Consider the following 22,776-nt stretch of genomic DNA (forward strand, 5'->3'; position numbering starts at 1 on the left):
ATGGCCGGAACACCCGGCTGCCTTTAGTATCTTCTCTCCCGGGGAAAATATGCGCGTTATTCCTCCGTCTTTTTCTCTCCGCTCTCCTTCACCAGCCGGGGGATGAACCGCCGGGCAAACCGTCCCTTGCCCCGGCTTTTTACATAGAAAAAGCCGATAATAGAGAACACGACCGCGCCGATAAAGTTGACGAACAGGTCCTTCATGGTGTCGTTGAGGCCGATGTCCAGATAGCCGCCCAGACCCAGAGAGCGCTGGGTACCGTCCGCTGTGACCACAATCACGTCGGTGATACCCTTGATGTGCTGGGGAACATTGCCCCCTGTGGGGTCCAGCATGACGGTCCCGATGGCGTTTACCACCGTGTCCTTCTGCATATCCAGATGGAAAAAGCTGTCCATGGCCCACTCAAAAAACTCCCAGAGCACACCCACCGTCATGGAGAAACAGAAGGCCACCACGGCCAGATAGACCGGAGACAGCGAGAAGGTAAAGCGGTCGCTGCGGTTGAGGATATCCACCAGTGAGAATCCGATAGCCGCACAGAGAAAGCCGTTGAGTGTGTGGAGCATGGTGTCCCAGCAGGGATATTGGATGTAATATGCCCGTATCTCGCCCAAAATCTCCGCGGCAAAGATAAACAGGAGGATAATGACCTCCAGCGTGTCGGGCACGTCGATTTTTATGGTCCGCTCAATAAAGCTGGGAATCATGAACAGAACCAGTGTGAGCACACACAGGAACACGTTTTCAAAGTTCCCGTTGAAGAACTGGGCCACCATCATCAGGACCACCAGAGCCCGCAGCACAATGTATACTGCCGCCAGGGCCCGGTTCTCCTGAATCTGCTCCCGCAGGGTCTTGTGGTACTTTCCGGCCTCATCGGTTCGCTTTTTTCTTCTCATGCTTGGCTCCTTTTTTCCACTTGCGGCAGCTGTGCCGCCAGGCGGAGATACTCCGCCGCATTGTCTCGCAGCTTATGCCGTTCCTCCGGCGTCAGGGTCCGCTTCACCCGGCCGGGGACGCCCACCACCAGGCTGCCCGGCGGAATGATAGCCCCACCGGCCACCACTGCGCCCGCCGCCACCATGGACTCCGCCCCGATGACACAGCCCTTCAGCACCACAGCCCCCATGCCGATGACGCAGCCATCCTCTACCCGGCAGCTGTGGAGCACGGCGCTGTGGCCCACCGACACCTGGTTCCCCAGCTCCGTGGGCACGCCGTGGTCCCCGTGGATGACCGCGTTGTCCTGGATGTTGGTGTCCCGGCCGATGCGGATGGGACTCACGTCTCCCCGCACCACCGCGCCGTACCACAGGCTGACCCCTGCCTCAGCGGTCACGTCGCCCACCGCGGAGGCGTTCTCCGCCATGCGCACCGTGGGGTCCAGCCGGGGTTCTTTTCCTTCCCACCCGACAATCATGTCATCATCTCCCGAAATGATTGCTTAAAGTATTATTATATGTGACAACGGCCCGGCGCGCAAGGGGATTCTCTTTCTGTGCTTCTCCTTCCGCTGTCCCGCATACAATATGGGTGGAGGTGAACCGGTTTGGATTTGAAGCACAACAAAATCACCGTGGGTGAGCTGCTGGACAATCCCAAGTCCCGGGCGGTGTTCCAGCGCCGCTTTCCCATGGTGATGAAGCATCCCCTGCTGGGGGCCTCCAGGACTGTCACCCTGGAGCAGCTCATCTCGTTTGCAGGGGCGTACATCCCCAAGCAGGTGATTCGTGACACCCTTCAGGAGCTCCAGCGGCTCTGAGTTCCCCGGCGGAATAGAGACGGGAGAGGCTTCTCTGTACAGAGAAGCCTCTCCCGTTTCATTTAAAAGCGGAATCAGAAGCTGACGTTTTCCACAAAGCGGGCCAGAATGGCGGCCACCTCCGCACGGGTGGCGGTGCCCTGGGGATTAAGCGCGCCTGCACCGGTGCCGGTGATCAGGCCGTTCTCCACAGCCCAGGCCATGGCCTGCACGCTCCAGTCGCTGACCGCAGCGCTGTCAGCGTAGCTGTCCAGCCCGGCTTCCGCCGTGGGGCTGCCGGCGTAGCGCCACAGCATGGTGACCAGCTGCTCACGGGAGACGGTGCTGTCCAGGTTGGTGCCGTCGGACACGCCGTTCTCCACCGCCCACTGGGCACCCTGCTCATACCAGGTGCTGCCGCCGGTGGTGTCCTGGCCGTCATAGCGGGCCAGAACGGTGAGGATCATGGCGCGGGTCATGTCCCCGGCAGGGTCAAAGGTGTTCTCGCCGGTGCCGTTGAACAGCTCGCGGCTGGCGGCAAAGGCGATGGCGTCGGCGCCCCAGTAGCCCGCGGGCACGTCGGCAAAGGTCTTGGTGTTGTCCACAATCTTCACGGTGTCGCCGTCAGACAGGGCCACGGCCACGCCGTTCTCGGTGGTGATGCTGTTCTTGATGACGGTCTCGGTGCCGTCCGCCTTCACCAGCACCGCCACGGTGCCGGCTGTCACATTCTCCACCGGGATTTCCACCTTGGCGGTGGTGCCCTCGGGCAGGTCCACGGTGACGGTGGGGGCGTTCTCGCTGTCGGCGGCGGCGGTCAGGCCGGGCATGGGCAGGGCCACGGTCTCGTCCTGCTCAGCGGCGGCACTCACCACGTCGGCGGGCAGCTCCACCTGTGCCTCCACCTGGCCGTCCTTGCTGGTGTTCACCACGGAGGAGGCGCCGTTGGGGGCCTTGGTGGTCTCGGTCTTGGAGCCGTCCGGCTTGGTGACCGTGGTGGTGACGGAGCCGTCGGGATTGGTGGTGGTCTCCGTCTTGCTGCCGGAGGAGGAGCCGCCGCCGGAGGGCACCTGAGCCTCTTCCGGCTTCAGTTCATAGACCGCCACGGTGCCGGACACCTCGCAGGCGGTCAGCAGCAGGGCCTCACCAGTGGGGCTGCTGGCGGCGGGCACAAAAGCAAAGCCCTCGGGGGCCACGTCGCCGCCGGTGACCCACTTGTCCAGCTCGCCGTCCTTATACTGCTCGGATCCGTGGACGGTGGAGGAGAAGTCGCGGGAGTTGATGTAGTTGACGTAGGAGACGTTGGCGGGGTCGGTCACGTCGTAGACCATCACGCCGCCGGTGCGCTCCAGGGCCACAAAGGCGTAGATTCTGCCGTCCACAGTGCCCACGGTGACGCTCTCGGCCTCGGGGCCCTTTTTGCCGGAGCGGTCGTCCACCACGGCGTTGTCGTTGGAGGCGTTGAAGTAGTCGGGGAAGTACTTGGAGGTGAGGGACTCGAAGTCGTCGCCGCTGGTGAAGACCTCCTCAATGCCGGTGTCGGTCACCTCATAGAGGGTGAAGGAGCGGCCGCCGAAGAGGTAGTCCTTTTCGGCGTTCAGGCCGTCATAGTCCTCGGTGAGGAAGAAGACCACCTTGCCGGTGAGTCCGGAATTCTCCGCGGTGATGGCACCGGTGGGAGAGGTATCCTTGCCATCCTTGAAGTTACGCTCGTCCTCGTTGAGGTAGTCGCCCCACTCACGGCTGTCGCCCTCATTGGCGGTGAGCAGGTAGGTCTTGCCGTTGCGCTCAAAGGCGGCGATGCCGTCGGGCATGCGGATGCCCAGCAGGCTCTCGTAGGTCTTTGGGTTGTAGGCCTCGTCCTTCTTGTCGATGTCCACGGGGGTGGTGCTGTAATCCTCAAGTCCGGCGGAGTAGATGCCGGTGAAGGTCTTGGAGGCGATGTCCAGCACGGCGATGGCGTTGTTCTCCTGGAGGGTCACATAAGCCTTGCCGCCGGACACGGCGATGTACTCGGGCTCCAGGTCCACGGAGGGAGCGGTGTCCTTCTTCAGGACAATGCCCTCGGAGACCAGAGCGTCCCGCTGCTCGTCAAAGGCGGTGAAGTCCACCACAGTAGCGGTGCCTTCGGTCACGTCCACCACGCTGACGGAGCCCTTGGGGTCGGTGACTCCCTCGCCGTAGCCCTCACGGGGCTCGCCCTCGTCGGCGGTGAGGACGGTGTTGTTGTCGGCGAAGGTGACCATATCGGGCTGCACGCCCACGGTGACCAGCTTCTGGAAGGTCAGGGAGCCGTCGGCATTGCAGGTGAACAGGGCCACGCGGCCGGCATCGGCATAGCCCTCTGCCTGGAGGGCGGTGGCCAGGGTGGTTCCGTCGGGAGAGACGGCCACGGAGGTCATGTCGCCGTAGGAGAAGGAATCGTCCGCAGCCTCCACGGCGGCCTTCACGTCAAAGCTGGTGCCGGTGAGGGCAGTCACCACGCCGGTGTCCTCCAGCTCACCCATGGGGATAACGGCCAGCAGGCCGCTCTTGCCGTTGACGGCGTAGGCATAGCCGTTGACGCTGTTGTAGGCCACAATCTCCATGACGCCGCCGTCCACGTCGAACTGCCCGGCGCTGTAACCGGCGATCTTGGTCACGTCCAGGTCGGCGGAGCCGTTCTCCACGCCCTCAGTCTGGGCCTCCTCCACGTTCACCCAGATGGGGTTGGCGTAGAAGCAGAGGCTGGCGTAGTTGGAGTCGTTGATGCTGTCAAAGCGGGTGTGGTTGTCGCTGACGCCGGAGTAGTCGGCGTCAGACAGGGGGTCGCCGTTCTCGTCCACCTTGGACACGGTGGTGCCGCGCAGGCGGAAGTACAGGTCGCTGTCCGCCTCCATGGGGAAGGTGAGGGTGTAGTAGCCGTCCTCACCCAGAGCCTGGGCCAGCTCCTCCTTGCTGAAGGTCTTGACGATCTTGGCGTCGGTGTTGTCGGTGCTGCTGTACCGGGTCTCATCCACCTTGCCGGTCACATGGCCCATGATCAGGTCCACGTGGTCCAGCTCGGGGGTGTTGTCCACGTCGATGCCGGTATCGGTGCTGAAGAGGGTCTCATAGTTGTTGGTGTTGCCCGCCTTGAAGCGGACGGTGACGGTGAGCTGGTCGCCCTCCATGACGTCCAGCTCGCCGCCCATGGTGGCGGAGCTGCCGTCAGCGGCGGAGACGGTGAAGCTCAGGTCGGAGATCAGGTTGCCGTACACAGAATAGGCGTTGCCGGAGCGCATGCCCTCCACCACGTCGGAGAAGGTGAACTGCCCGTCGTCGCCGGGCTCCACCCACACCTGGTTGGCGGAGTACTCGCTGGCCCAGTAGCCGCTGGAGTACTGCTCGTCGGCGCTGACCTTGAAGTGGAAGTCGGAGTTTGCGAAGTTGTAGAACGCGCGTCCCTCGGACAGCAGGGCGTCCCACACGCCGCCGGTAACGGCGATCATCTCGTCGGCGCCGTTACGGATGGCGCCGGCGGGCAGCTCACAGCGGCCGCTGCCGGACATCTGGTTGCCGGGCATGCCCTCAAAGCCAAAGACCACGCTGGGGGCGGCGTCGTTGAGGCGGCGCAGGTTCTCAATGGTCACCTCGCCGCTGCCGCCGTTGTGGCGGGAGGGGTGGTTGGGCAGGGCGTAGCTGCCGGGGTAGTTCTCCTCCAGCCAGGCCACAGCCTCATAGGCGGTCTCCGCCTGTCCGTCGTGCTGGCGGTCGCCGTAGACCGCCTGCTCGTCCATGTCGTCGCTCTTTTCGTCCAGAGTAAAGAGGCTGGTGGGATCGTCGCCGGAGCCCTGGCTGGCGTACAGCCACTCAAAGGCGTGGATGCCGGAGACAGAGGCCTCCCCGTTCTCGTCCAGAATGCCCACGCTGGCGTGGTCCAGACCGGGCATATCCCACTCAAAGCCGGTGTTGAGCAGCTTGTCGGTGTATTCACCCTTCACCTGCAGCTTCTCCAGCTCCCGGATCTGGGTCTGCACCGCCACATAGAAGGCGGTGTTGTACTTGCCGTTGCCCTGGCCGTCCACGCCGTTGTAGGACTGGCGCAGGTGGTCGGCCAGGCCCAGGAAGTCAAAGGCGTCGCCGTACTGGATGTTGTCAAACCGGGCGGCGCTGTTGGCCTCATCCTGGAGCACGTCCTCGTTGCGGAAGGCGGCGGCCAGCACGTTGGTCAGGGACATGAAGGCGGAGGTGGCGTCCTTGGACTGGCCGGTGTGGGTGTGGTACTCGCCGGTCATCCACTGGCCCTCGGTCTGGGTGGCCTGCTCCTCACGGGCCATGCCGGCAAAGCGCTCGTCAAAGTCAATGCTGATCTCGCCCTCGTTGCCCGGACCGGTGAGGAAGTTGACGTCAAAGAAGGTCTTCTCGCTCTCGTCCAGAGAGGCGGCGTAGGGGGAGTAGATGGAGTAGTAGATCTTGTCGGCGCTCTCATCAAACTCCAGGTAGCGGAACCAGCCGTTGCCGCCGTTGTAGGCAAACTGCAAGTCGGTGAGGATGGAGATGACCTGCTTGCCGTTGCTGTTGGTCAGCTCCTCCACGCCGGAGCCGTGGCTGTGGCCGCCCACCAGCATAAAGACCTGGTCATAGTTCTTGACAATGTCCCACAGCTTGCTGCCCTGGCTGCTGAGCTTGATGGCGCTGGGCTCGGTGTCGGAGCAGTTCTGCAGGTCGTGGGTGGTGACGATGGTGGGGCAGTTGGGGTACTCCTCCAGCACGGAGCGGAGCCAGGCCTCATCCTCGCTGTTCCAGCCGGTGTTGCCGCCGCCGGTGCTGGACAGGGAGATCACCAGGTAATTGTAGCTGCCCGCCTGCAGGAACATGTAGGAGCTGTTGCCGTCGCCGTTGGGGGACTGGGTCAGATACCAGCTGGTACGGCGGGTCCAGGCGGTGCTCTTGCCGGAGAAGCTGTTGTAGTAGTTGTGGGTGCCGCTGGTCCAGCCGTCGTGGTTGCCCATCTGAACCAGGAATTTGATGCCTGCATCAGGCATGCGGTAGAAGGCGTCCCGGGCGTTGACGTACTGGGTGTCATCGCCGCTGTCGTCCACCACGTCGCCCAGGTGGATGACGCCGGCCACGTTCAGCTCGTCGGCACTGTCGATGAGGCCGTCAATGGCGGCATCCATCACGTCGGGGCGGAATTCCACGGTGTTCTGGGTGTCGGGAATCAGGACAATGTTGTAGTTGTCCTCATTGCGCAGGGTGTAGGTGTCGTTGCTGCCGAAGTTTTCCACATAATCCTCGGGATTGGGGACAAGCCACTGCTCCTTTTCCAGGGCCTCGCCGGAGATGCGGATCTCCTGCAGGCTGCCCTGGAGGAATTTATCCAGGGTCTGGTCCCCCTCCTGCCACCAGGAGGAGCCCACGCGGAAACGGCCGTCCTCCGGGTCGGCGTACATGCCCACCATCTCGTCGGACACATAGTCCCGGAAGGCCTCGCAGCCGTTGACATAGGTGGCAATCTCGTGGCCGTCGGAGACAATGGCGATGTGGTACCACACGCCGCCCTCGTCCATGGACACGGACCAGGCGGCGGAGGTCATGGTGTGGTCATCCGCCGCGGGAGAGGTGACAAACTGAATCTCCTTGCAGTTGGAGATGGCCGCGGACATGGTGCCCAGCTCAGGCTCGTCCATGCCGTTGATTCCATTCGGGTCGTCGGTCTGCCGGGCGATAAGGGCCATCCAGGAGTCGGACGTGGTCCAGTCCTCAGGGAAGTAGTAGAGGAACTCCATGGTGTAGCCGTCGGTGAACGTCTCGCTGTTGATGGCCGCGTCCTCCACTGTGACAAAGTCGGCGCCGGTCTTGGAGCTGTTGTCGCCGTCAAAGACCATGCTGCCGCCTTCGCCGGTCATGCTGTCGTCAGAGAAGGAGAGGTAGTCCTCCCAGTTTCCCTGGCCGTAGGTATGCATCTGCAGATCGTTGTTATTGCCGCTCTGGTCCTCGATGATCAGGTCGCCGTCGGCAATGCTGCCGCTGGTGTGGGCCTGGTCAAATTTCCAGTCAGCCACTACCCGGGGCTGTTCCCCGGTCTCGTCCGCCGCATCCGCAGCGGATGCCGGCACGGTTCCCAGTGTCTGGGCCGCCAGCAGCAGCGCCAGAGCCATGGAGCCAATTCGCTTCACACACAAGTTCATCTGGATTCTCCTTCTGTTGCAATTGAGCTTTGCCATTCCGGGCCCACAATTTTCGCTGCGGCATCATGAACCCGGCACGGACAGCAAAACCGGACGGCTTTCAGAAAAAGCCGCCGCTCTGTGCAGGAGAAAGTTTAGCACCGTGTTTTTGGTTGTTCCACGCAGTTTCCGTGAAAGTTATGTAAAGCTTATGTAATGGGGCAAGGAAGAAAAAGCGTCCCCTGTGCGGGCACAATGCCTGCACAGGGGACGCTCTGTTGTCTGTATTTGGCGCTTAACGGCGTCCGCCGAAGGAGCCGCCGCCACGGGAGCCGCCGCCAAACCCGCCGCGGCTTCCGCCAAAGCTGCCTCCGCCGCGGGAACCGCCGAAGCCGCCGCTCCGGAAGGTACCGCCGCCGCCAACGCCGCCGGATCTGCCGCTGCCGGAGGGACGGCCGCCGAAGGTGCCGCCGCCTCTGGGCCCACGGTTGCCCACGCCGCCGAAGCCGCCCGGGTTACCGCCGCCGGGACGGCCGGGTCCGCCCGGACCTCTGGGGCCTCTGGGAGGCGGGGGAGGAGGCTGGTGCCAGTGCCGCCGGTACCAGTAGGAGCCCGGCCGGTGCCAGAAGAGGATGGGCCGGAACATATAGGGCGGCGTGGCCATGCCGTAGTACCGGCTGCGGTAGACATTGTACCGGGAGCGGTCCACCGCGCTGAGGATGACCACCAGCACAATCAGCCCAACCACCAGCCAGAACACCCAGCCGTAGCTGTAACTGTAATAATAGCCGGTCTCATAGGAGGTATCGGGCAGGGCGTCGTTGCCTGCGCCGAAATTGGTGTAGTAGAGGTCGTTGAGGCCGCTGTACATACTGAGGATACCCGCCTCATACTTGCCGGCGCTGAAGTCCCCGCCCAGGTACTCCTGCATGAAGGAATCTACCTTGCTGTCGGGCAGCATGGTGGCGAAATTGTCGCCGGTGGCCAGATAGTAGCCCTCATCCGCCACCGAAATCACCAGCACCGCGTCGTTTTCGCCCACACCCAGGTCGGCGCCCAGCTGGTAGGAGTAATTGGCAAAGTCGTCCAGAGTCTGCACGTCGGAGGGCACGGACTCCATGGTCACCACGCCCACCACACTGTTGTACCGGTTATCCCAGTTGGCGTTGTAGAGGGCGATGGTCTCCTCGGCGCTGCCCGAGAGCAGATCCGCGCCGTCGTCTACAAATTTGGCGTAATAGGCGGTGTCCAGCCCTGTGTCCAGGGACCCGGTCTGGCTGCCCACTGCTGCCGCGGGCTGGCGCCACACGCCGATACCCACAGCCGCCGCGATGGCGATGCACATTACCAGTACTGCCACGCCGGTTTTCTGAAAAATCTTCATGATATTCCTCCGCTGCCCCACAGAGCGCCCTGCGCTCTGCGGGGACCCCGATTCCTTTATCTGCTCGGGCGGAGTGAATCCGCCCGGTATCAAGGTTTCGGCCCAAATTTCGGGCCGAAACGCTTGGGACGCGCCACTCGGCGCGGAGCTTTATTCCGGTTTTCCGGTCATTGCTCAGCCCCGCAGCTCCAGCAGCTTCTGCTTGAGCTCGCCCGCCCCACAGAGCGTCCGCGCTCTGCGGGGACCCCATTTTCTTTATCTGCTCGGGCGGAGTGAATCCGCCCGGCATCAAGGTTTCGGCCCGATTTTCCGGGCCGAAACGCTTGGGACGCGCCACTCGGCGCGGAGCTTTATTCCGGTTTTCCGGTCATTGCTCAGCCCCGCAGCTCCAGCAGCTTCTGCTTGAGTTCGCCTTCGATGCGGCCCAGCTCCACCTCGGCCTCGCGGCGCTTTTGAGCGCCCTCCTGCTGGATCTTCATGACCTCGTCCAGGGTGGAGATGAGCTGCTGGTTGGTGTGCTGGAGGGTCTGGATGTCCACCACGGAGCGCTCGGCCTCCTTGGCGGTCTCGATGGTGCCCATCTTCAGCATGTCCGCGTTCTTCTGGAGCAGCTGATTGGTCATATTGGTCACCGCGCTCTGGGCGGCGGTGGCCTGACGGGAGTGCTCCAGACCCAGGGCCAGCACCATCTGGCTCTTCCACAGGGGGATGGTGTTCACCAGGGAGGACTGGATCTTCTCCAGCATCAGGGTGTCGTTGTTCTGGATGAGCCGGGTCTGGGGGCCCATCTGGATGGAGATCATACGGGTGAGTTCCAGGTCGTGGATCTTCTTCTCAAAGCGGTTGCACATGTTGGCCAGGTCGTTGTAGGCCTGGGCGTCCTCCTGGGCGCCGGTGGCGGCGGCCTTCTTGCGCAGCTCCTCCAGCTCGCCGGTGCGGACCGCCTGCAGCTTCTTCTTGCCGGCGATGATGTACATCGTCAGTTCCTTGTAGTACTTGGTGTTCAGGTCGTACATCTGGTCCAGCATGGCGATGTCCTTCATCAGAGTGACCTGGTGGCCCTCCAGAATCTGGACAATCTTGTCCACGTTGGTCTCAGCCTTGGAGTAGGCCACCTTCATCTCCTCCAGCTCGTTGCGCTTGCGCTGGAAGAAGCCCAGGATGCCCTTCTTCTCTTCCACATCAAAGCCCTTGAGCTGGACCACCAGGGAGCTGAGGGCCTCGCCCACCTCGCCCAGGTCCTTGGTGCGCACCGAGTTGAGGGTGTTCTCCGAGAAGGAGGCCACATTCTTCTGGGCGGCAGCGCCGTACTGAAGGACCACGTTGGAGTCGGTGATGTCGATCTTCTGGGAGAAATCCTCCACCATCTTCCGCTCGGCCTCGGTGAGCATGCTCTCGTCAATCTTCACCGCGTTGGCGTCCCGCTGGGCCTGAGCGGCGGCGGTCTCCTCGGCACCCAGAGTGGGCTCCAGGGTCAGGGTGGGAGCCTCGGGCGTGCGGAGCACAGTCTCCGCCTGGGCGGCCTGGGCCGCACCGGTGGGATCCAGGGTCAGCTCGGGGGTCATGTCAATTTTGTCGGTCATGGAGATTTCATCCTTTCCTTCTTTATGACTGGGCCGTCATCTGGTCCCCGCTGAGCCCCTCCTGGGCCAGCAGATTTTCCAGCACGGTAATATCTGTGGAAATGTCCAGCGCCTCGTCCCCGAAAAGGGCGTCCAGCTGGCGGTCAAAGGCGGACACCACGGTGTCCATAATCTGTTCAATCCGGCCCATGGTGCCGTCAATATTGGTGCCCGATACCCCGGCGGCGTCCATCCGGTCGTAGGCGTTGAGCAGCTTGAGGGTGGTGGGCAGGTAGTAGTTCATGAATCGGGTAATCTGACTCTTCTTGGCGGGCTTCTCCGCCACCAGGTCAAAGATCTTTTTGGTGGTGGCCTCCAGGTGGTCAATCTGGGCGGAGAGCTTCTCGTCCTCAATGGAGTCGTTGAGGCGGCGCATCTCAGAAAGGGCCATGTCCCGCTGCTTGAGCAGATTGTCCAGCTCCGGGTCGCCGGTGGACTTTTTCTCCTCTTTTTTGGGCTGAGGCTCGCTCTGGGCCTTCTCCGCTTTGGGCGGCTCCTTCTTCTCCGGTTCCTTCTTCTCCCCTTCCGGGTCGGCAATCTGATACGCCTTGTCGGGCCAGATGGCCTTGCCTACAATAAAGACGATAACCGACGCCACCGCGGCCATGATGTAATCCAGGGGACGATAGAGCGGCAGGATCAGCGCCCATACCAGCCACAGAGCGGCCACCAGATAAAAGGGCGCCACAGAACGCTTTACTTTTTTTGTCATAGCTTCCTCCATACCCTGAAAACAGGGCGTTGCCCGGCCTGGCGGCCGGTGGGTATTCCGGTACTAGTTTAGTGTACCCTCCCTATTTGGGGGTGTCAAGAACACGTTGACTTTAGCACTTAAATTCATTAAAATAATGGTTATCTATATTCAGCAGGGATGACCAGACCGGCCGATCCCCAGTAAAGGGGTTTTCACCATGATGACATTGGAAGATTTCAAGGCCGCCCGCAGCGTTCTCTCGGGCGTCATCACCAACACGGGGCTTGTCCCCAGCAAGGCCCTGTCCAAGGCCACCGGCAACAACGTGTACCTGAAGCCGGAAAACATGCAGGTCACCGGCGCGTACAAGATCCGCGGCGCCTACTTCAAGCTGTCCACCCTGTCCGAGGAGGAGAAGGCCAAGGGTCTGGTCACCGCCTCGGCGGGCAACCACGCCCAGGGCGTGGCCTATGCGGCCCAGGCCGCCGGTGTGAAGGCCACCATCGTCATGCCCACCACCACGCCCCTGGTGAAGGTGAACAACACCAAGGACTACGGCGCTGAGGTTGTGCTCCACGGCGAGACCTTTGACGACGCCGCCGCTCTGGCCCAGAAGCTGGTGGAGGAGCGGGGTCTGACCTATGTGCCCCCCTTCAACGACCTGGCGGTTGCCACCGGCCAGGGCACCATCGCCTATGAGATTTTCCAGAGCCTGCCCGATGTGGACGTGATTCTAGTGCCCATCGGCGGCGGCGGTCTGGCGGCGGGCGTGTCCACCCTGGCCAAGCTGCTCAACCCCAACGTGAAGGTCATCGGCGTGGAGCCCACCGGCGCCGCGTCCATGAAGGCCAGCGTGGAGGCGGGCCACATCGTCACTCTGGATCACGTGGAGACCATCGCCGACGGCGTGGCCGTGAAAACCCCGGGCGATCTCATTTTCCCCTATATCCAGCAGAATATTGACGACATCATCACCATTGACGACGCCGAGCTGGTGGACGCCTTCCTGGACATGATCGAGAAGCACAAGATGATCGTGGAGAACGCGGGTCTGCTGCCCATCGCCGCCCTCAGCCACCTGGACTGCAAGGGCAAGAATGTGGTCAGCGTGCTCTCCGGCGGCAACATGGACGTGATCACCGTGGCCAGCCTGGTGCAGCACGGCCTTATCAACCGCGGCCGTGTGTTCACCTTCTCCGTCCAGCTGCCCGACCGTCCCGGTGAGCTGCTGCGGGTGGCCGAGATTGTCTCCCGTGAGAACGGCAACATCATCAAGCTGGAGCACAACCAGTTCGTCAACATCAACCGCCAGAGCGGCGTGGAGCTGCGGGTGACCCTGGAGGCCTTCGGCCACACCCACAAGCGGAGCATCCTCACCGCCATGCGGGCCGCCGGGTACGACGCCCGTGAGGTCAACACCGGCGACTTCTATGACTAACCCCTAATCCTGCTGCCGCCCGGCGGGCGCTGCCCGCCGGACGGCTATCTGAAAGCGGTTGTTCTCCCGGCCGGGCCGCCGGGCTGTGGGAGCAGAGCGGGGGAAATCCGCCGCCGGCCGGGAGCGATTCCGCTGTGCCATCCTATGTGCCGGACCGGCCCCCGGTGCGGCGCGGGTGTCTGCCGCGCTGAATGTATCATACAGGAAATTTTTCAATTTCTGTTAAAGCGGAGGTTTAAGTATGATTAAAATTGCGCCCTCGCTGCTCTCAGCGGATTTTGCCAATCTTCAGCGGGACATTGAGCGGGTCCCCAACGCCGACTGGCTCCACGTGGACGTGATGGACGGCATGTTTGTCCCCAACATCTCCATCGGTGTGCCGGTGGTCAAGTCCCTGCGCGCCTGCACCGACAAGTTTCTGGACGTACACCTGATGATTGAGAAGCCGGAGCGCTACATTGACGCCTTCGCCAAGGCGGGCGCCGACCTGCTCTCCGTCCATCTGGAGGCCGACCTGCCCCCCGCCATCCACCGGGCTCTGGACAAGATGGAGGCCAACGGCGTGAAGAAGGGCATTGTCCTGCGCCCCATCACCGGCGCTGAGGCGGTGATCCCCTATCTGAAGCGGGACCTGGACCTGATTTTGGTGATGACGGTGGAGCCCGGCTTCGGCGGCCAGGCCTTTATGTCCGACATGCTGCCCAAAATTGAGGCCATCCGGGGCTACATCAACCAGTACTGCCCCGACTGTGACCTGGAGGTGGACGGCGGCATTGACCCCGCCACCGCTCCGCTGGTGCTGAAGGCGGGCGCCAACGTGCTGGTGGCCGGCTCCGCCGTGTTCGGCAAGCCCGACCCCGCCGCCGCCGTGGAGGCTCTGCGCTCCGCCGGCGTCTGATTTCTGACATTCTGGAGGATTTTCCATGCAGTACTTTCCCCCCGCCCTGGAGAAGCTGGTGGAGCAGTTCCACAAGCTGCCCGGTATCGGCCACAAGAGCGCCCAGCGGCTGGCCTTCTATATGCTCTCCCTGCCCGACGAGGACGCCGCTGCCTTCGCTCAGGCCATCACCGACGCCAAGCGGGCCATCTCCTTCTGCCCCGTGTGCCAGAACCTGACCGAGGGCGAGGGTCCCTGCGCCATCTGCCAGAGCCCCAAGCGGGACCGGTCCACGGTGTGCGTGGTGGCCGACCCCAAGGACGTCATCGCCATGGAGCGCAGCCGGGAGTACAACGGCCTCTACCACGTGCTCCACGGGGTCATCTCCCCCATGAACCACGTGGGGCCTGACGACCTGCATATCAAGTCCCTGGTAGAGCGGGTGGGCAGCGGCGAGGTGAAAGAGGTCATCATGGCCACCAACCCGGACACCGAGGGCGAGGCCACTGCCATGTACCTCTCCCGTCTCCTGAAGCCCTTCCAGGTGAAGGTCACCCGCCTGGCCTACGGCATCCCGGTGGGCAGCCACCTGGAGTTTGCCGACGACGCCACCCTGATGCGTGCCCTGGAGGGTAGGCGGGAGATGTAATTTTTCCACAAAAGAGGCGGCCGCGGTTGATAACCGCGGCCGCCTCTTTTATTGCTTCTTTCAGATTCCCTTGTCCACGGTCACCTCGCCGCAGAGGCTGCGGGCGAAAAGGGCACGCACCTGCTCCGGGTCGTCTGTCTGGCCCAGGGACCACATGAGCTTGGTGACGGCGGCCTCGGTGGTCATGTCGTAGCCCTGGATGACCCCCTCGGCCAGTGCCTTCTGCCCCGCCTGGTACAGGGAAAAGTCGCTGCGCTCATAGAGGCACTGGGAGCACACCACCACCGCCATGCCCGCCTGGACGGCGGCGTGGAGCTTGGCGATCAGGTCCCGGCGGATGAAGTGGAGACCACCGGCCCCGAAGGCCTCGATAACCACGCCGCGGTAGTGCATGGACAGGAGCATATCAAAAATCTCCGGGTTCAGGCCCGGGGTCAGCTTGATGAGGAACACGTCCCGGCACAGGGCGTCCCGCAGGACACAGGGTTCTCCGCCCGCCGCCGGCAGTGCCTCCGGCTGGAGAATCAGTCCCGCCGCGCTGATCCGGGCGGCAAAGGGCCAGTTGACGCTCTCAAAGGCATCAAAGCCGGTGGTGCGGGTCTTGACCGCCCGACAGCCCAGAATCACCTTCCGGTCAAAGGCCACAAACACGCCCCCAACGCCGCCCGCCACCATGGCAAAGGCGGTGCGCAGGTTCTCCAGTCCGTCGGTGAGGGGGTGCTCAATGGGCAGCTGGGAGCCGGTAAGCACCACGGGAATCTCAATGCCCCGGAGCATAAAGGATAGCACCGAGGCGGTATAGGCCATGGTGTCGGTGCCGTGGGTGATGACGATGCCGTCAAAATCTCCTCTGCTCTCGTACACCGCCCGGGCGATGACCTGCCACTCCTCCGGCTGGATGTTGGAGGAGTCCATGCTCAGCAGGTCCCGGATGGTGAGGTCGTAATTGTCCGTCAGGCCGTACAGCCGCGCGGTCATACCGCCGCCGTCCAGCCCGGGGGCCAGGCCCTCCGCTGTGGGTCGGGAGGCAATGGTGCCTCCGGTGGTGAGAAGCAAAATTTTTTTCATAAATCCCTATCCCTCTTTTAAGGATTTCTTAATTGCATTTTTTACCGGCATCCTCTATACTGAAAGGCAAGAAAACAACCGGAACGGAGGAAGCCTTATGCATCAGCGCAGCGTTCCCCTCTGCATTGTCCTTACCATCATCACCTGCGGCATCTACGGCCTCTACTGGATGGTCTGCCTCACCGATGACTCCACTGAGGTCACCGGCATGGGCAACACCAGCGGCGGTATGGCCCTGGTGTTCTCCCTGATCACCTGCGGCATTTACAGCATCTACTGGGCCTACAAGATGGGTGAGAAGCTGGATATGGCCCGTGCCCAGCGGGGTGTTCCCACCGGCAGCCTGGCCATTGTCTATCTGGTTCTCTCCCTCTTTGGCCTGAGCATCGTCACCTTCGCCCTCATCCAGAGCGAGCTGAACAAGTACACCTTCAACGGCAATGACTTCTGAGGCAAAGCATCGTCTGAAACGGCTGCTTCTGCGGGCGGGCCTGATCCTGGGGATCGGGCTCGCCTATGCTGTTTTTGTGCGGCTGAGCGGCCGCTCCATTCCCTGCCCTATCCATGCTGTCACGGGCCTGCTCTGTCCCGGCTGCGGCGTCACGCGGATGTGTCTGGCCCTGCTGAGGCTGGACTTTGCCGCCGCCTGGGCGGCCAACCCGGTGCTGCTGCTCCTGCTGCCCGTTCTGGCGGCGCTGCTGGTGCGGCTGGGGCTGCGATACGTAAAAACCGGGCGGTCCGCCCTCAGCAGAGGGGAATCCGCCCTGGTCTGGGGTACGATTGCCGTCCTGCTGCTCTGGGGCGCCGCCCGGAACCTGGTTCCGCTGCTGCTCTCCTGATTTACCGCAGCATACGCAGCACGAGGGGCAGCACCAGCTCGGCCACCTTCCGCTCGCCTGCCGCGGACAGATTGTGGCGCGGCAGCTCCCGCTCGCCGTACCACCGGTCCGGGTTGTCCCCCAGGGCCCGGTACAGGTCCACAAATGGGATTCCCGCTTCCTCACACAGGCGGCTCAGCCCCGCGTTCCACTTGGGCAGCCGGGTCTGGACCAGCTCGCCCGCGTAATTCTTGTCAAACCAGGGAATCCCCAGCACAATGAGCCGCACGCCCTGCTCTCTGGCCTGGCGGAACATGTCCTCCATCTCGGCCAGGTAAGCTGCCATGGTCCGCTCGGGGCGGCGGATGTCCTCCATGCCGAAGCCCAGAACACACAGCTTTGCCCCCGCGCTCCGGGCGGCAAATGTTTCTCTGGCATCGGCCGCCGTCTCACCGGGCACGCCCTCATTCCGCACCACGGTCTTGGCCCCCAGTGCGGCCAGAATGGCCTCCATCTGGGCAGGCCATGCCTGCTCCAGAGGGCCGCATTTCCCCTCATCTCCCAGGAAGTAACGGGTGTTCCCGTCCCCCAGGGCCACAATGGTCCGATTCACACACTCACCCTTTTTCTCTCTGCGTCTCTCTGCCCGTCAGGCCAGCAGATCTCCCTCGGAGATCACCTGATACCAGTGGGAAATCAGACGGGTCTGGACAAAGCCGTCTGACTGGTAGAGGGGATAGGCCTGGATATTGGCGGTGGAAACCTTCAGCCAGGTGCGTTCAAAGCCCTCAGCTGCCAGAAGCGCCGTAACAGAGCGCAGCAGCTCCCGGCCCAGGCCCTTGCCCCGGAAGTCCTTGCACAGGCCGATGCCCGCAATCTCCGGCTCTGCCTCCTGGAAGTCCAGCTCATAGACTCCCACCGGGACGCCGTCCAGCAGCGCCAGACCGCACCGGCTTCCCTCCTCCTGCACCCGCTCCAGATCGTTGCGGCCGTAGGTAGCGGAGTTGGGCACGTCGAAGAAGCACTCATTGTACAGCGTCAGCCACTGGCCCACCTTCTCCCGGCTCAGGGGCTCCAGGGTCAGCTTTCCCTCCGGCACAGGGCAGGTCCTGTCCAGGGGGCGCTCCAGGCGGAGCATATCGTGGCGGAACTCCAGACGGTAGCCGTCCCCGCTGCCCTCCGCCAGCGGCGCCGCAGGGTCCAGGGAGGCGGCATATATCTCGGTGGCCCCCTGCTGCAGCAGGCTCCTGGCTCCCTGCCGGATCAGGCCGTCCACCTGGTCGGGCCAGCACCGGAGGATTCTCATATATCCCTTTCCCTTGGCCGGAATTTCTTTTGTGATAATCTCCAGCTCAGGCTGCATGGCCTTTTCCTCCATCTATGTTTTGTATTGGATGAATTTTTATTATACAACAGCGGTACGGACTGTGCAAGTCCGTACCGCTGTTGCATTTTTCATAATCTTGTGCTTTCCTAGTCCATTTCTGCCGGACAATTCACACTTATATCACCAAAAACAGCAGCCTGTCCGGTATAATTCTCTCTTATAACCGGACCTCTGCCGGACCCGCCATGGTCAGGCTGTCCGGCGTCACATGGCAGGTGTGGGCCAGCACCTCCACCCCGGCCGCCTGTGCACGGCGGAGCGCGTCGCCAAAGGCGGGATGGGTCAGGTCGTTGGGTGAAAAGAAGTCCGCCCGCTCCATCTGGATGACAAAGCACACCGCCGCCTCGTACCCGGCTGCCTTGCAGGCCATCAGCTCCTCCAGGTGCTTCACGCCCCGCTCCGTGGGGGCGTCCGGGAAATAGACCGCCCCGTCCCGCTCCAGGGTGACCCCCTTTACCTCCACAAATCCACGGCAAATTTCTCCGTTATTCGAATACTCATAGTAAAAATCGAATCTGGAATTCCCCCAAGTTTTCTCTCCCTGGAGCAGAGTCAGCCCGGGCCGGAAGGCCCCCGACCGGGCCCACTGGGCAAACACCTGGTTTGGGGCCTGAGCGTCCATGTTAATCAGGGTCCCACAGCCTCCCTCCGCACTGCCCTTTTCCACCGCGATGAGGTCATAGGCAGTCTTGCGGGCCGGGTTGCCGCTCTTCTCCAAGTAAACGGTAGCTCCAGGAATCAACAGTTCCCGACAACGTCCCGTATTTTTTACATGACATATTACAAAATCTCTGGTTTTCTCCTGCCCTTCCAGGGCCACATGAGCGATAAACCGGTTGGGCCGGGCCAGAAAAGTCCCCCGGCTGATGTGGTCGTAGTGCATGGTCTCACTTCCTTCCGGGATATCATACCACAGCTCCTCCGGGTTAGAAAAGGCCGATTGTACCGGGAATATAAAAAGAGCGCCGAGCAAATGCCCAGCGCTCTTGAGAGAAAAGGTGCTTAGCCGGCAGAGGAGGTAACCGCCACGTTCAGGGTGGTGACGCCGCCGTTGCTCAGCTCTACAGTCATGGGGCCGCTCTCGACGGTCTTCAGGTCCACCCAGACCAGCACGGCGCCACTCCAGTTGGCGTCGGTGGTTCCCTTATACTCTCCGCTAAGGGTAATGGCCACGGGCACACTGGTGCCGCCCCACTGGGTGGTAATCCAGTTCAGGATGCCCTCGGTCACGTTGTCCTTGTTGATGGTCAGGGTGCTGCCGGACCAGGAGAACACCTGGCTGACGGAGATGCCCTGAACCTCGGTGGGGCCCTCCGCCCACAGGGCATTCATCATCTCATTGACATTTTCCTTGTTGGGGGTCTCAGCGCTCCACTCAGGAGCAGTAACGTCAGTAATGGCACCCTCAACCTGGTTGGAGATGCTGATATTGCCCGCCTTGATGGTGTAGCTGCAGGAGGCAACGGCCACGCCGTCCTTGAGGAAGGTCAGGGTCTCGGTGTAGTCGCCGGTGCCCTTCACGGTCCAGACACCATCCTTCTTCTCGGCAAAGGTGGTACCGAACTTGAAATAGGTGTAGCCATCAGCCTCGTTGAGGGTGCCCATGCGGCTGTCGCCCTGCAGCTCCTCAAAGGTCATGGTGGCAGTGCCCAGGGTATCCACGCCGGGGCGGGAGACGGTGCGCACCACAGTGTCGGCCTCGCCCAGCTTCTCAGTAGGTACGCCGATGTACTCCACCAGCTCGCCGTTGCGGCTGGTCACCTCAGCCTGGCTCAGGGAGACCTTCTCGCTCAGGTCCAGCTCGTGGGCCTCATCACGGGCAATGGTGGCGCTGCTGCCATCCACCCAGCCGTTGGTCTGGACCTTCACATCGGTCACAGTCTCAGGCTTGCTGATGGTATAGCCGCTCAGGTCCACGGTGAAGGAGTAGGTAGCCACCACGTTCTCATTTGCATCCACAAAGCGGAGCGTGTACTCATACTTGCCGCCGTCGGTCATCTCCCAGATGCCCTGGGCGTTCTTCTGCGCAAACACAGCGCCCCACTTGAAGTAATAGTTGCCGGTAGTCTCTTCATCCTTGGTCCACCAGCCAGCGCCTTCCTCAGCGCCAGTCTCGCTGGAAATATTCCAAGTAGTCTCCTTGCCGTTGACGGTGCGGATAATCTTGTCAAAGCTCAGGCCCTCCTGAGGCACGGCGTAGTAGACGGTGTACTCACCGCCGCCGCCCATGCCCTTGACCTGCTCCTGGGTCAGGGTGCCGCTGCCGCCGTTGGACACCAGAGCGGTGCTGCCATCAAAGGCCAGGCCGGTCTCGCTGGACTGCACATTCTCGGGCAGCTCATTCAGGGAGGTGTACACTCCGGTCAGCGTCTTGGTGCTGGTCTTAACGCCGGAGAGGTTAATCTCGTACTTCTGGGGAGCATACGCGTCGCCAGCGCCATCCCAGTCAATGGTCAGGTAGGTCTTGGGGGTAACGGCAGTGGCGTTCACGAAGGCCACAAAGTAGTACTCACCCTCAGCGCCGCCGCCCACGTTAGGGTCACCAGTGGTCAGCTCCACGGAGCTGGAAGCGGTATCACTGGGCGCAGTACCGAAGGAATAGTTGGCGCTGGTCACGCCCTCGGGCGCCTTGATGGCAAAGCCAACCCAAGTGCCCTCTTTGTGCTGGGCGTTCTCATGCAGAGGCACCACGTCGCTGCTGGACAGGTCGATGGTAATGATGCCGGTAGCCAGGGTCTTATAGGCGCTGGCGGTGATGGTGGGCATCTCAGTGATGGGGTCATCTGCGCTCTGGTCCACGGGATTCACGCCCACGATGCCGCCGACAGTCTCAGTGGTGGGGGGATAGTAATCTCCGCCGCCGCTGTTGGTGTTGTCCTTGATCTCATTGCCCTTGCTGTCGGTGGGGTTCTTCACGCCGTCAGCCACATCCACGGTGGTGGGCTTCTTGCCATCCAGAATGACGCCATCGGCCTCAATCACAGCCTTGCTGATGGTACCGCTGTTGTCCACGCGGACGGCGGCGTTGGCATCCAGAGTGGTAATGGTGCCGGTGTTCTTCACGTCGGCGGCGGTATTGGCCTCCAGCTTGGTGATGGTACCAGCGTTGGTCACGTCGGCATCATCATTGATGGCCATGGTGTCAACCTTCACGCCGGTGGCAACCGTCACAGCGGAAGTGGCATTGACGGTGACGGTTTCCACCTTGCTGCCGTTCTCCAGGGCCACGGCGGCAGTGCCGTCAACCTTCACGGTGTCAGCAGTTACGCCGCTGAGGCTCACCGTGCCGGTTTCACTGCCCGCAGTCACCACCACACCGGCAGTGGTACCGGAAATCTTCACCTCGCCGTCGGTGTTGACAACCACAAAACCATCGGCATTGTCCACCGTGTACTCACCGGGCTCATTCACGTAGACGGTGATGGCCTTGTCCAGCAGAGCCATGGTGGAGGCCCGGTCGATGTTGACGCTGGGCTGGACGCTGCCGTCGCCGCTGCCGGAGATAATACCCATCTCGGCCAGCGGTGCAATGTAGCCTGCGGCCCAGTCCGCTACGGAGCTTCCGTCAGTAAAGTTGCTCAGGTCGGGATTCTCCTCAGGGACAACGCCCATGGCGCGGCCGAACATCACCATGGTCTCCTGACGGCTGATCAGTGCCATGGGGTTGGCATTAACGCCATCGCCCTGCATGATGCCGGCAGCGGTGCACTTGAGAATGGCGTCAGCGTACCACTCGTCGCCCCGCAGGTCGGCGTAGGTATTGGGAGCCTTCTCGGTCAGGCCAAACATGTTCACAAAGATCTGTGCCAGTTCGGCGCGGGTGAGAGAAGAGGTGGGGTTGAAGTCTCCGTTTTCGTCGCCGTTGACAACGCCCGCGGCGCCCCACCGATCAATGGACTCGCTGGCCCAGCTGTTTGCCGCATCAGGGAAATCAGGTGCAGTCTGGTTTGCAGCCATCGCCGGAAGCGACAGCATAGACGCCATCATGGCTCCGGACAATACCAGGGATAATCCCTTTTTTCCGTTCATATACACATTCCTCCTGTTCTGAACAAGCTGTTTCAATCTGCTGCTTCTTCTGCAGATTGCGGAGCATCACCCTTTCTTTTTTCAAGTCAGGGTACAAACTCCTTCGAACATTTTTTCTGTTTACTACTTCTGTACACTCTTATAACGATTCTTGAACGCACTTTGTTACCGTATGGCAGAAATACTGCCAAAACTTTATGCCGCTGTTTTTGTCAACTATACTATCTGCGAGGTGATTTTCGTGATTTTTCCCGCTATCCGTGCTCTGCGAGAAGACCGAGACTGGACACAGCAGCAGGTGGCAGATATGCTTTATCTTAACCGCAGAACCTATTCCGCTTATGAAAACGGAACCAATTCCATCACGCCCGAGCTTCTAATCCAGCTGGCTGCACTTTATCAGACCAGCGTCGATTATCTTCTTGGGCTGACAGAGGTTCGCACCCCATATCCCCGCAAAAATCAGAAGGCCTGTCCCGGTGAACTTCGTCAGCCCTGACGCCATATTTCTCTTCTATCAACCCCGCCTAACGCAGTACTTTCCGAATCTTATCTGTTTGCAGCTCCGCTCTCTTTTTTCGGAGCGGCAACACCGTTTCCCTTGAGTGCATTGCATACCGTAGTTGCTGAACATATATTTAGGCTTACTTTTATGCCCTGCTGCGGGAAACTGCAGCAGGGCTTATTCAGCGGTCACCAGTATAACAAATTTCTTTGTAATTTCAAGCGGTAATATTTTTCATTTTATCTGCTATTATATATGTTTTCTGTTACTTTATTGCAGATATTCCTGACTGCACAAACGAAAAAAGAAGCGGCAGACATAAGTCTGCCGCTTCACGCTTGTGTTGGCGTTACCTATCTTCCCAGGCCGTCTCCAGCCAAGTATTTTCGGCGCAGGTGAGCTTAACTGCCGTGTTCGGGATGGGAAC

General features: G+C 61.6%; 18 protein-coding genes and 1 rRNA gene. 7 read left to right on the plus strand and 12 right to left on the minus strand.

Annotation, left to right across the window (positions count from 1 at the left end; genetic code table 11):
• Nucleotides 1-56 precede the first annotated feature (56 nt).
• Nucleotides 57-905 carry a hypothetical protein gene (locus ACOX7T_RS06360; RefSeq protein ID WP_433440971.1) on the minus strand — a complete coding sequence of 283 codons (849 nt, stop codon included), beginning with the start codon at nucleotides 903-905 and terminating at the stop codon, nucleotides 57-59.
• On the minus strand, nucleotides 902-1,426 hold the full coding sequence (locus ACOX7T_RS06365) for a gamma carbonic anhydrase family protein (protein WP_433440973.1): 525 nt from the start codon (nucleotides 1,424-1,426) through the stop codon (nucleotides 902-904). Before ACOX7T_RS06365 ends, ACOX7T_RS06360 begins: the two co-directional genes overlap by 4 nt.
• 129 nt (nucleotides 1,427-1,555) lie before the next feature.
• On the opposite strand from ACOX7T_RS06365, the gene ACOX7T_RS06370 reads away from it, so the two are divergent.
• Nucleotides 1,556-1,768, plus strand: a complete 213-nt coding sequence (locus ACOX7T_RS06370) for a hypothetical protein (protein ID WP_433440975.1) — start codon at nucleotides 1,556-1,558, stop codon at nucleotides 1,766-1,768.
• Nucleotides 1,769-1,842: 74 nt separating this feature from the next.
• Here the strand turns inward: ACOX7T_RS06370 and ACOX7T_RS06375 are convergent, their stop codons facing one another.
• From ACOX7T_RS06375 to ACOX7T_RS06390, 4 genes are all read right to left on the minus strand, one after another.
• A complete protein-coding gene (locus tag ACOX7T_RS06375) occupies nucleotides 1,843-7,899 on the minus strand; it encodes a choice-of-anchor I family protein (RefSeq protein ID WP_433440977.1) in 6,057 nt (2,018 codons plus the stop codon).
• 274 nt (nucleotides 7,900-8,173) lie between these two features.
• The gene (locus tag ACOX7T_RS06380) at nucleotides 8,174-9,262 is read right to left on the minus strand and encodes a TPM domain-containing protein (protein ID WP_433440979.1); all 1,089 of its coding nucleotides are present in this window, start codon (nucleotides 9,260-9,262) and stop codon (nucleotides 8,174-8,176) included.
• A gap of 374 nt (nucleotides 9,263-9,636) precedes the next feature.
• Nucleotides 9,637-10,845: a toxic anion resistance protein gene (locus ACOX7T_RS06385; RefSeq protein WP_433440981.1), complete on the minus strand. Its 1,209-nt coding sequence runs from the start codon at nucleotides 10,843-10,845 to the stop codon at nucleotides 9,637-9,639.
• Between the two features lie 22 nt (nucleotides 10,846-10,867).
• On the minus strand, nucleotides 10,868-11,596 hold the full coding sequence (locus tag ACOX7T_RS06390) for a 5-bromo-4-chloroindolyl phosphate hydrolysis family protein (protein WP_433440984.1): 729 nt from the start codon (nucleotides 11,594-11,596) through the stop codon (nucleotides 10,868-10,870).
• A 199-nt stretch (nucleotides 11,597-11,795) separates the two neighbouring features.
• On the opposite strand from ACOX7T_RS06390, the gene ilvA reads away from it, so the two are divergent.
• The 3 genes from ilvA (at nucleotide 11,796) to recR (ending at nucleotide 14,542) form a co-directional block, all read left to right on the plus strand.
• Nucleotides 11,796-13,016: a threonine ammonia-lyase gene (gene ilvA, locus ACOX7T_RS06395; protein ID WP_433440986.1), complete on the plus strand. Its 1,221-nt coding sequence runs from the start codon at nucleotides 11,796-11,798 to the stop codon at nucleotides 13,014-13,016.
• Between the two features lie 241 nt (nucleotides 13,017-13,257).
• Entirely contained in the window at nucleotides 13,258-13,914 is a 657-nt protein-coding gene (gene rpe / locus ACOX7T_RS06400) for a ribulose-phosphate 3-epimerase (protein ID WP_433440988.1), read from the plus strand.
• A gap of 25 nt (nucleotides 13,915-13,939) precedes the next feature.
• Nucleotides 13,940-14,542 (plus strand): recombination mediator RecR, encoded by a 603-nt coding sequence (gene recR / locus ACOX7T_RS06405; RefSeq protein WP_277216532.1) that lies wholly within the window; start codon nucleotides 13,940-13,942, stop codon nucleotides 14,540-14,542.
• Between the two features lie 60 nt (nucleotides 14,543-14,602).
• On the opposite strand, the gene ACOX7T_RS06410 is transcribed toward recR, so the two are convergent.
• Nucleotides 14,603-15,610, minus strand: coding sequence for an asparaginase (locus ACOX7T_RS06410; protein ID WP_433440990.1), 1,008 nt, complete (start codon nucleotides 15,608-15,610; stop codon nucleotides 14,603-14,605).
• Between the two features lie 97 nt (nucleotides 15,611-15,707).
• On the opposite strand from ACOX7T_RS06410, the gene ACOX7T_RS06415 reads away from it, so the two are divergent.
• On the plus strand, nucleotides 15,708-16,061 hold the full coding sequence (locus ACOX7T_RS06415; RefSeq protein ID WP_433440992.1) for a DUF4234 domain-containing protein: 354 nt from the start codon (nucleotides 15,708-15,710) through the stop codon (nucleotides 16,059-16,061).
• Nucleotides 16,051-16,449 (plus strand): DUF2752 domain-containing protein, encoded by a 399-nt coding sequence (locus tag ACOX7T_RS06420; RefSeq protein ID WP_433440994.1) that lies wholly within the window; start codon nucleotides 16,051-16,053, stop codon nucleotides 16,447-16,449. Before ACOX7T_RS06415 ends, ACOX7T_RS06420 begins: the two co-directional genes overlap by 11 nt.
• Before the next feature lies 1 nt (nucleotide 16,450).
• On the opposite strand, the gene ACOX7T_RS06425 is transcribed toward ACOX7T_RS06420, so the two are convergent.
• The 4 genes from ACOX7T_RS06425 to ACOX7T_RS06440 form a co-directional block, all read right to left on the minus strand.
• Nucleotides 16,451-17,041: an SGNH/GDSL hydrolase family protein gene (locus tag ACOX7T_RS06425; protein WP_433440996.1), complete on the minus strand. Its 591-nt coding sequence runs from the start codon at nucleotides 17,039-17,041 to the stop codon at nucleotides 16,451-16,453.
• A 36-nt stretch (nucleotides 17,042-17,077) separates the two neighbouring features.
• Entirely contained in the window at nucleotides 17,078-17,791 is a 714-nt protein-coding gene (locus tag ACOX7T_RS06430) for a GNAT family N-acetyltransferase (protein ID WP_433440998.1), read from the minus strand.
• A 181-nt stretch (nucleotides 17,792-17,972) separates the two neighbouring features.
• Nucleotides 17,973-18,698: a DNA/RNA nuclease SfsA gene (gene sfsA / locus ACOX7T_RS06435; protein WP_433441000.1), complete on the minus strand. Its 726-nt coding sequence runs from the start codon at nucleotides 18,696-18,698 to the stop codon at nucleotides 17,973-17,975.
• Between the two features lie 119 nt (nucleotides 18,699-18,817).
• Nucleotides 18,818-21,844, minus strand: coding sequence for an S-layer homology domain-containing protein (locus ACOX7T_RS06440; protein WP_433441002.1), 3,027 nt, complete (start codon nucleotides 21,842-21,844; stop codon nucleotides 18,818-18,820).
• Between the two features lie 172 nt (nucleotides 21,845-22,016).
• Here ACOX7T_RS06440 and ACOX7T_RS06445 point away from each other — a divergent pair, with 172 nt between their 5' ends.
• Nucleotides 22,017-22,343, plus strand: coding sequence for a helix-turn-helix domain-containing protein (locus ACOX7T_RS06445; RefSeq protein ID WP_433441004.1), 327 nt, complete (start codon nucleotides 22,017-22,019; stop codon nucleotides 22,341-22,343).
• Between the two features lie 347 nt (nucleotides 22,344-22,690).
• On the opposite strand, the gene rrf is transcribed toward ACOX7T_RS06445, so the two are convergent.
• Nucleotides 22,691-22,776: ribosomal RNA gene (gene rrf / locus ACOX7T_RS06450) — 5S ribosomal RNA — on the minus strand; the annotation flags it as partial.

It is taken from the genome of Pseudoflavonifractor sp. (assembly GCF_050943825.1).
Taxonomy (GTDB): Bacteria; Bacillota; Clostridia; order Oscillospirales; family Oscillospiraceae; genus Pseudoflavonifractor.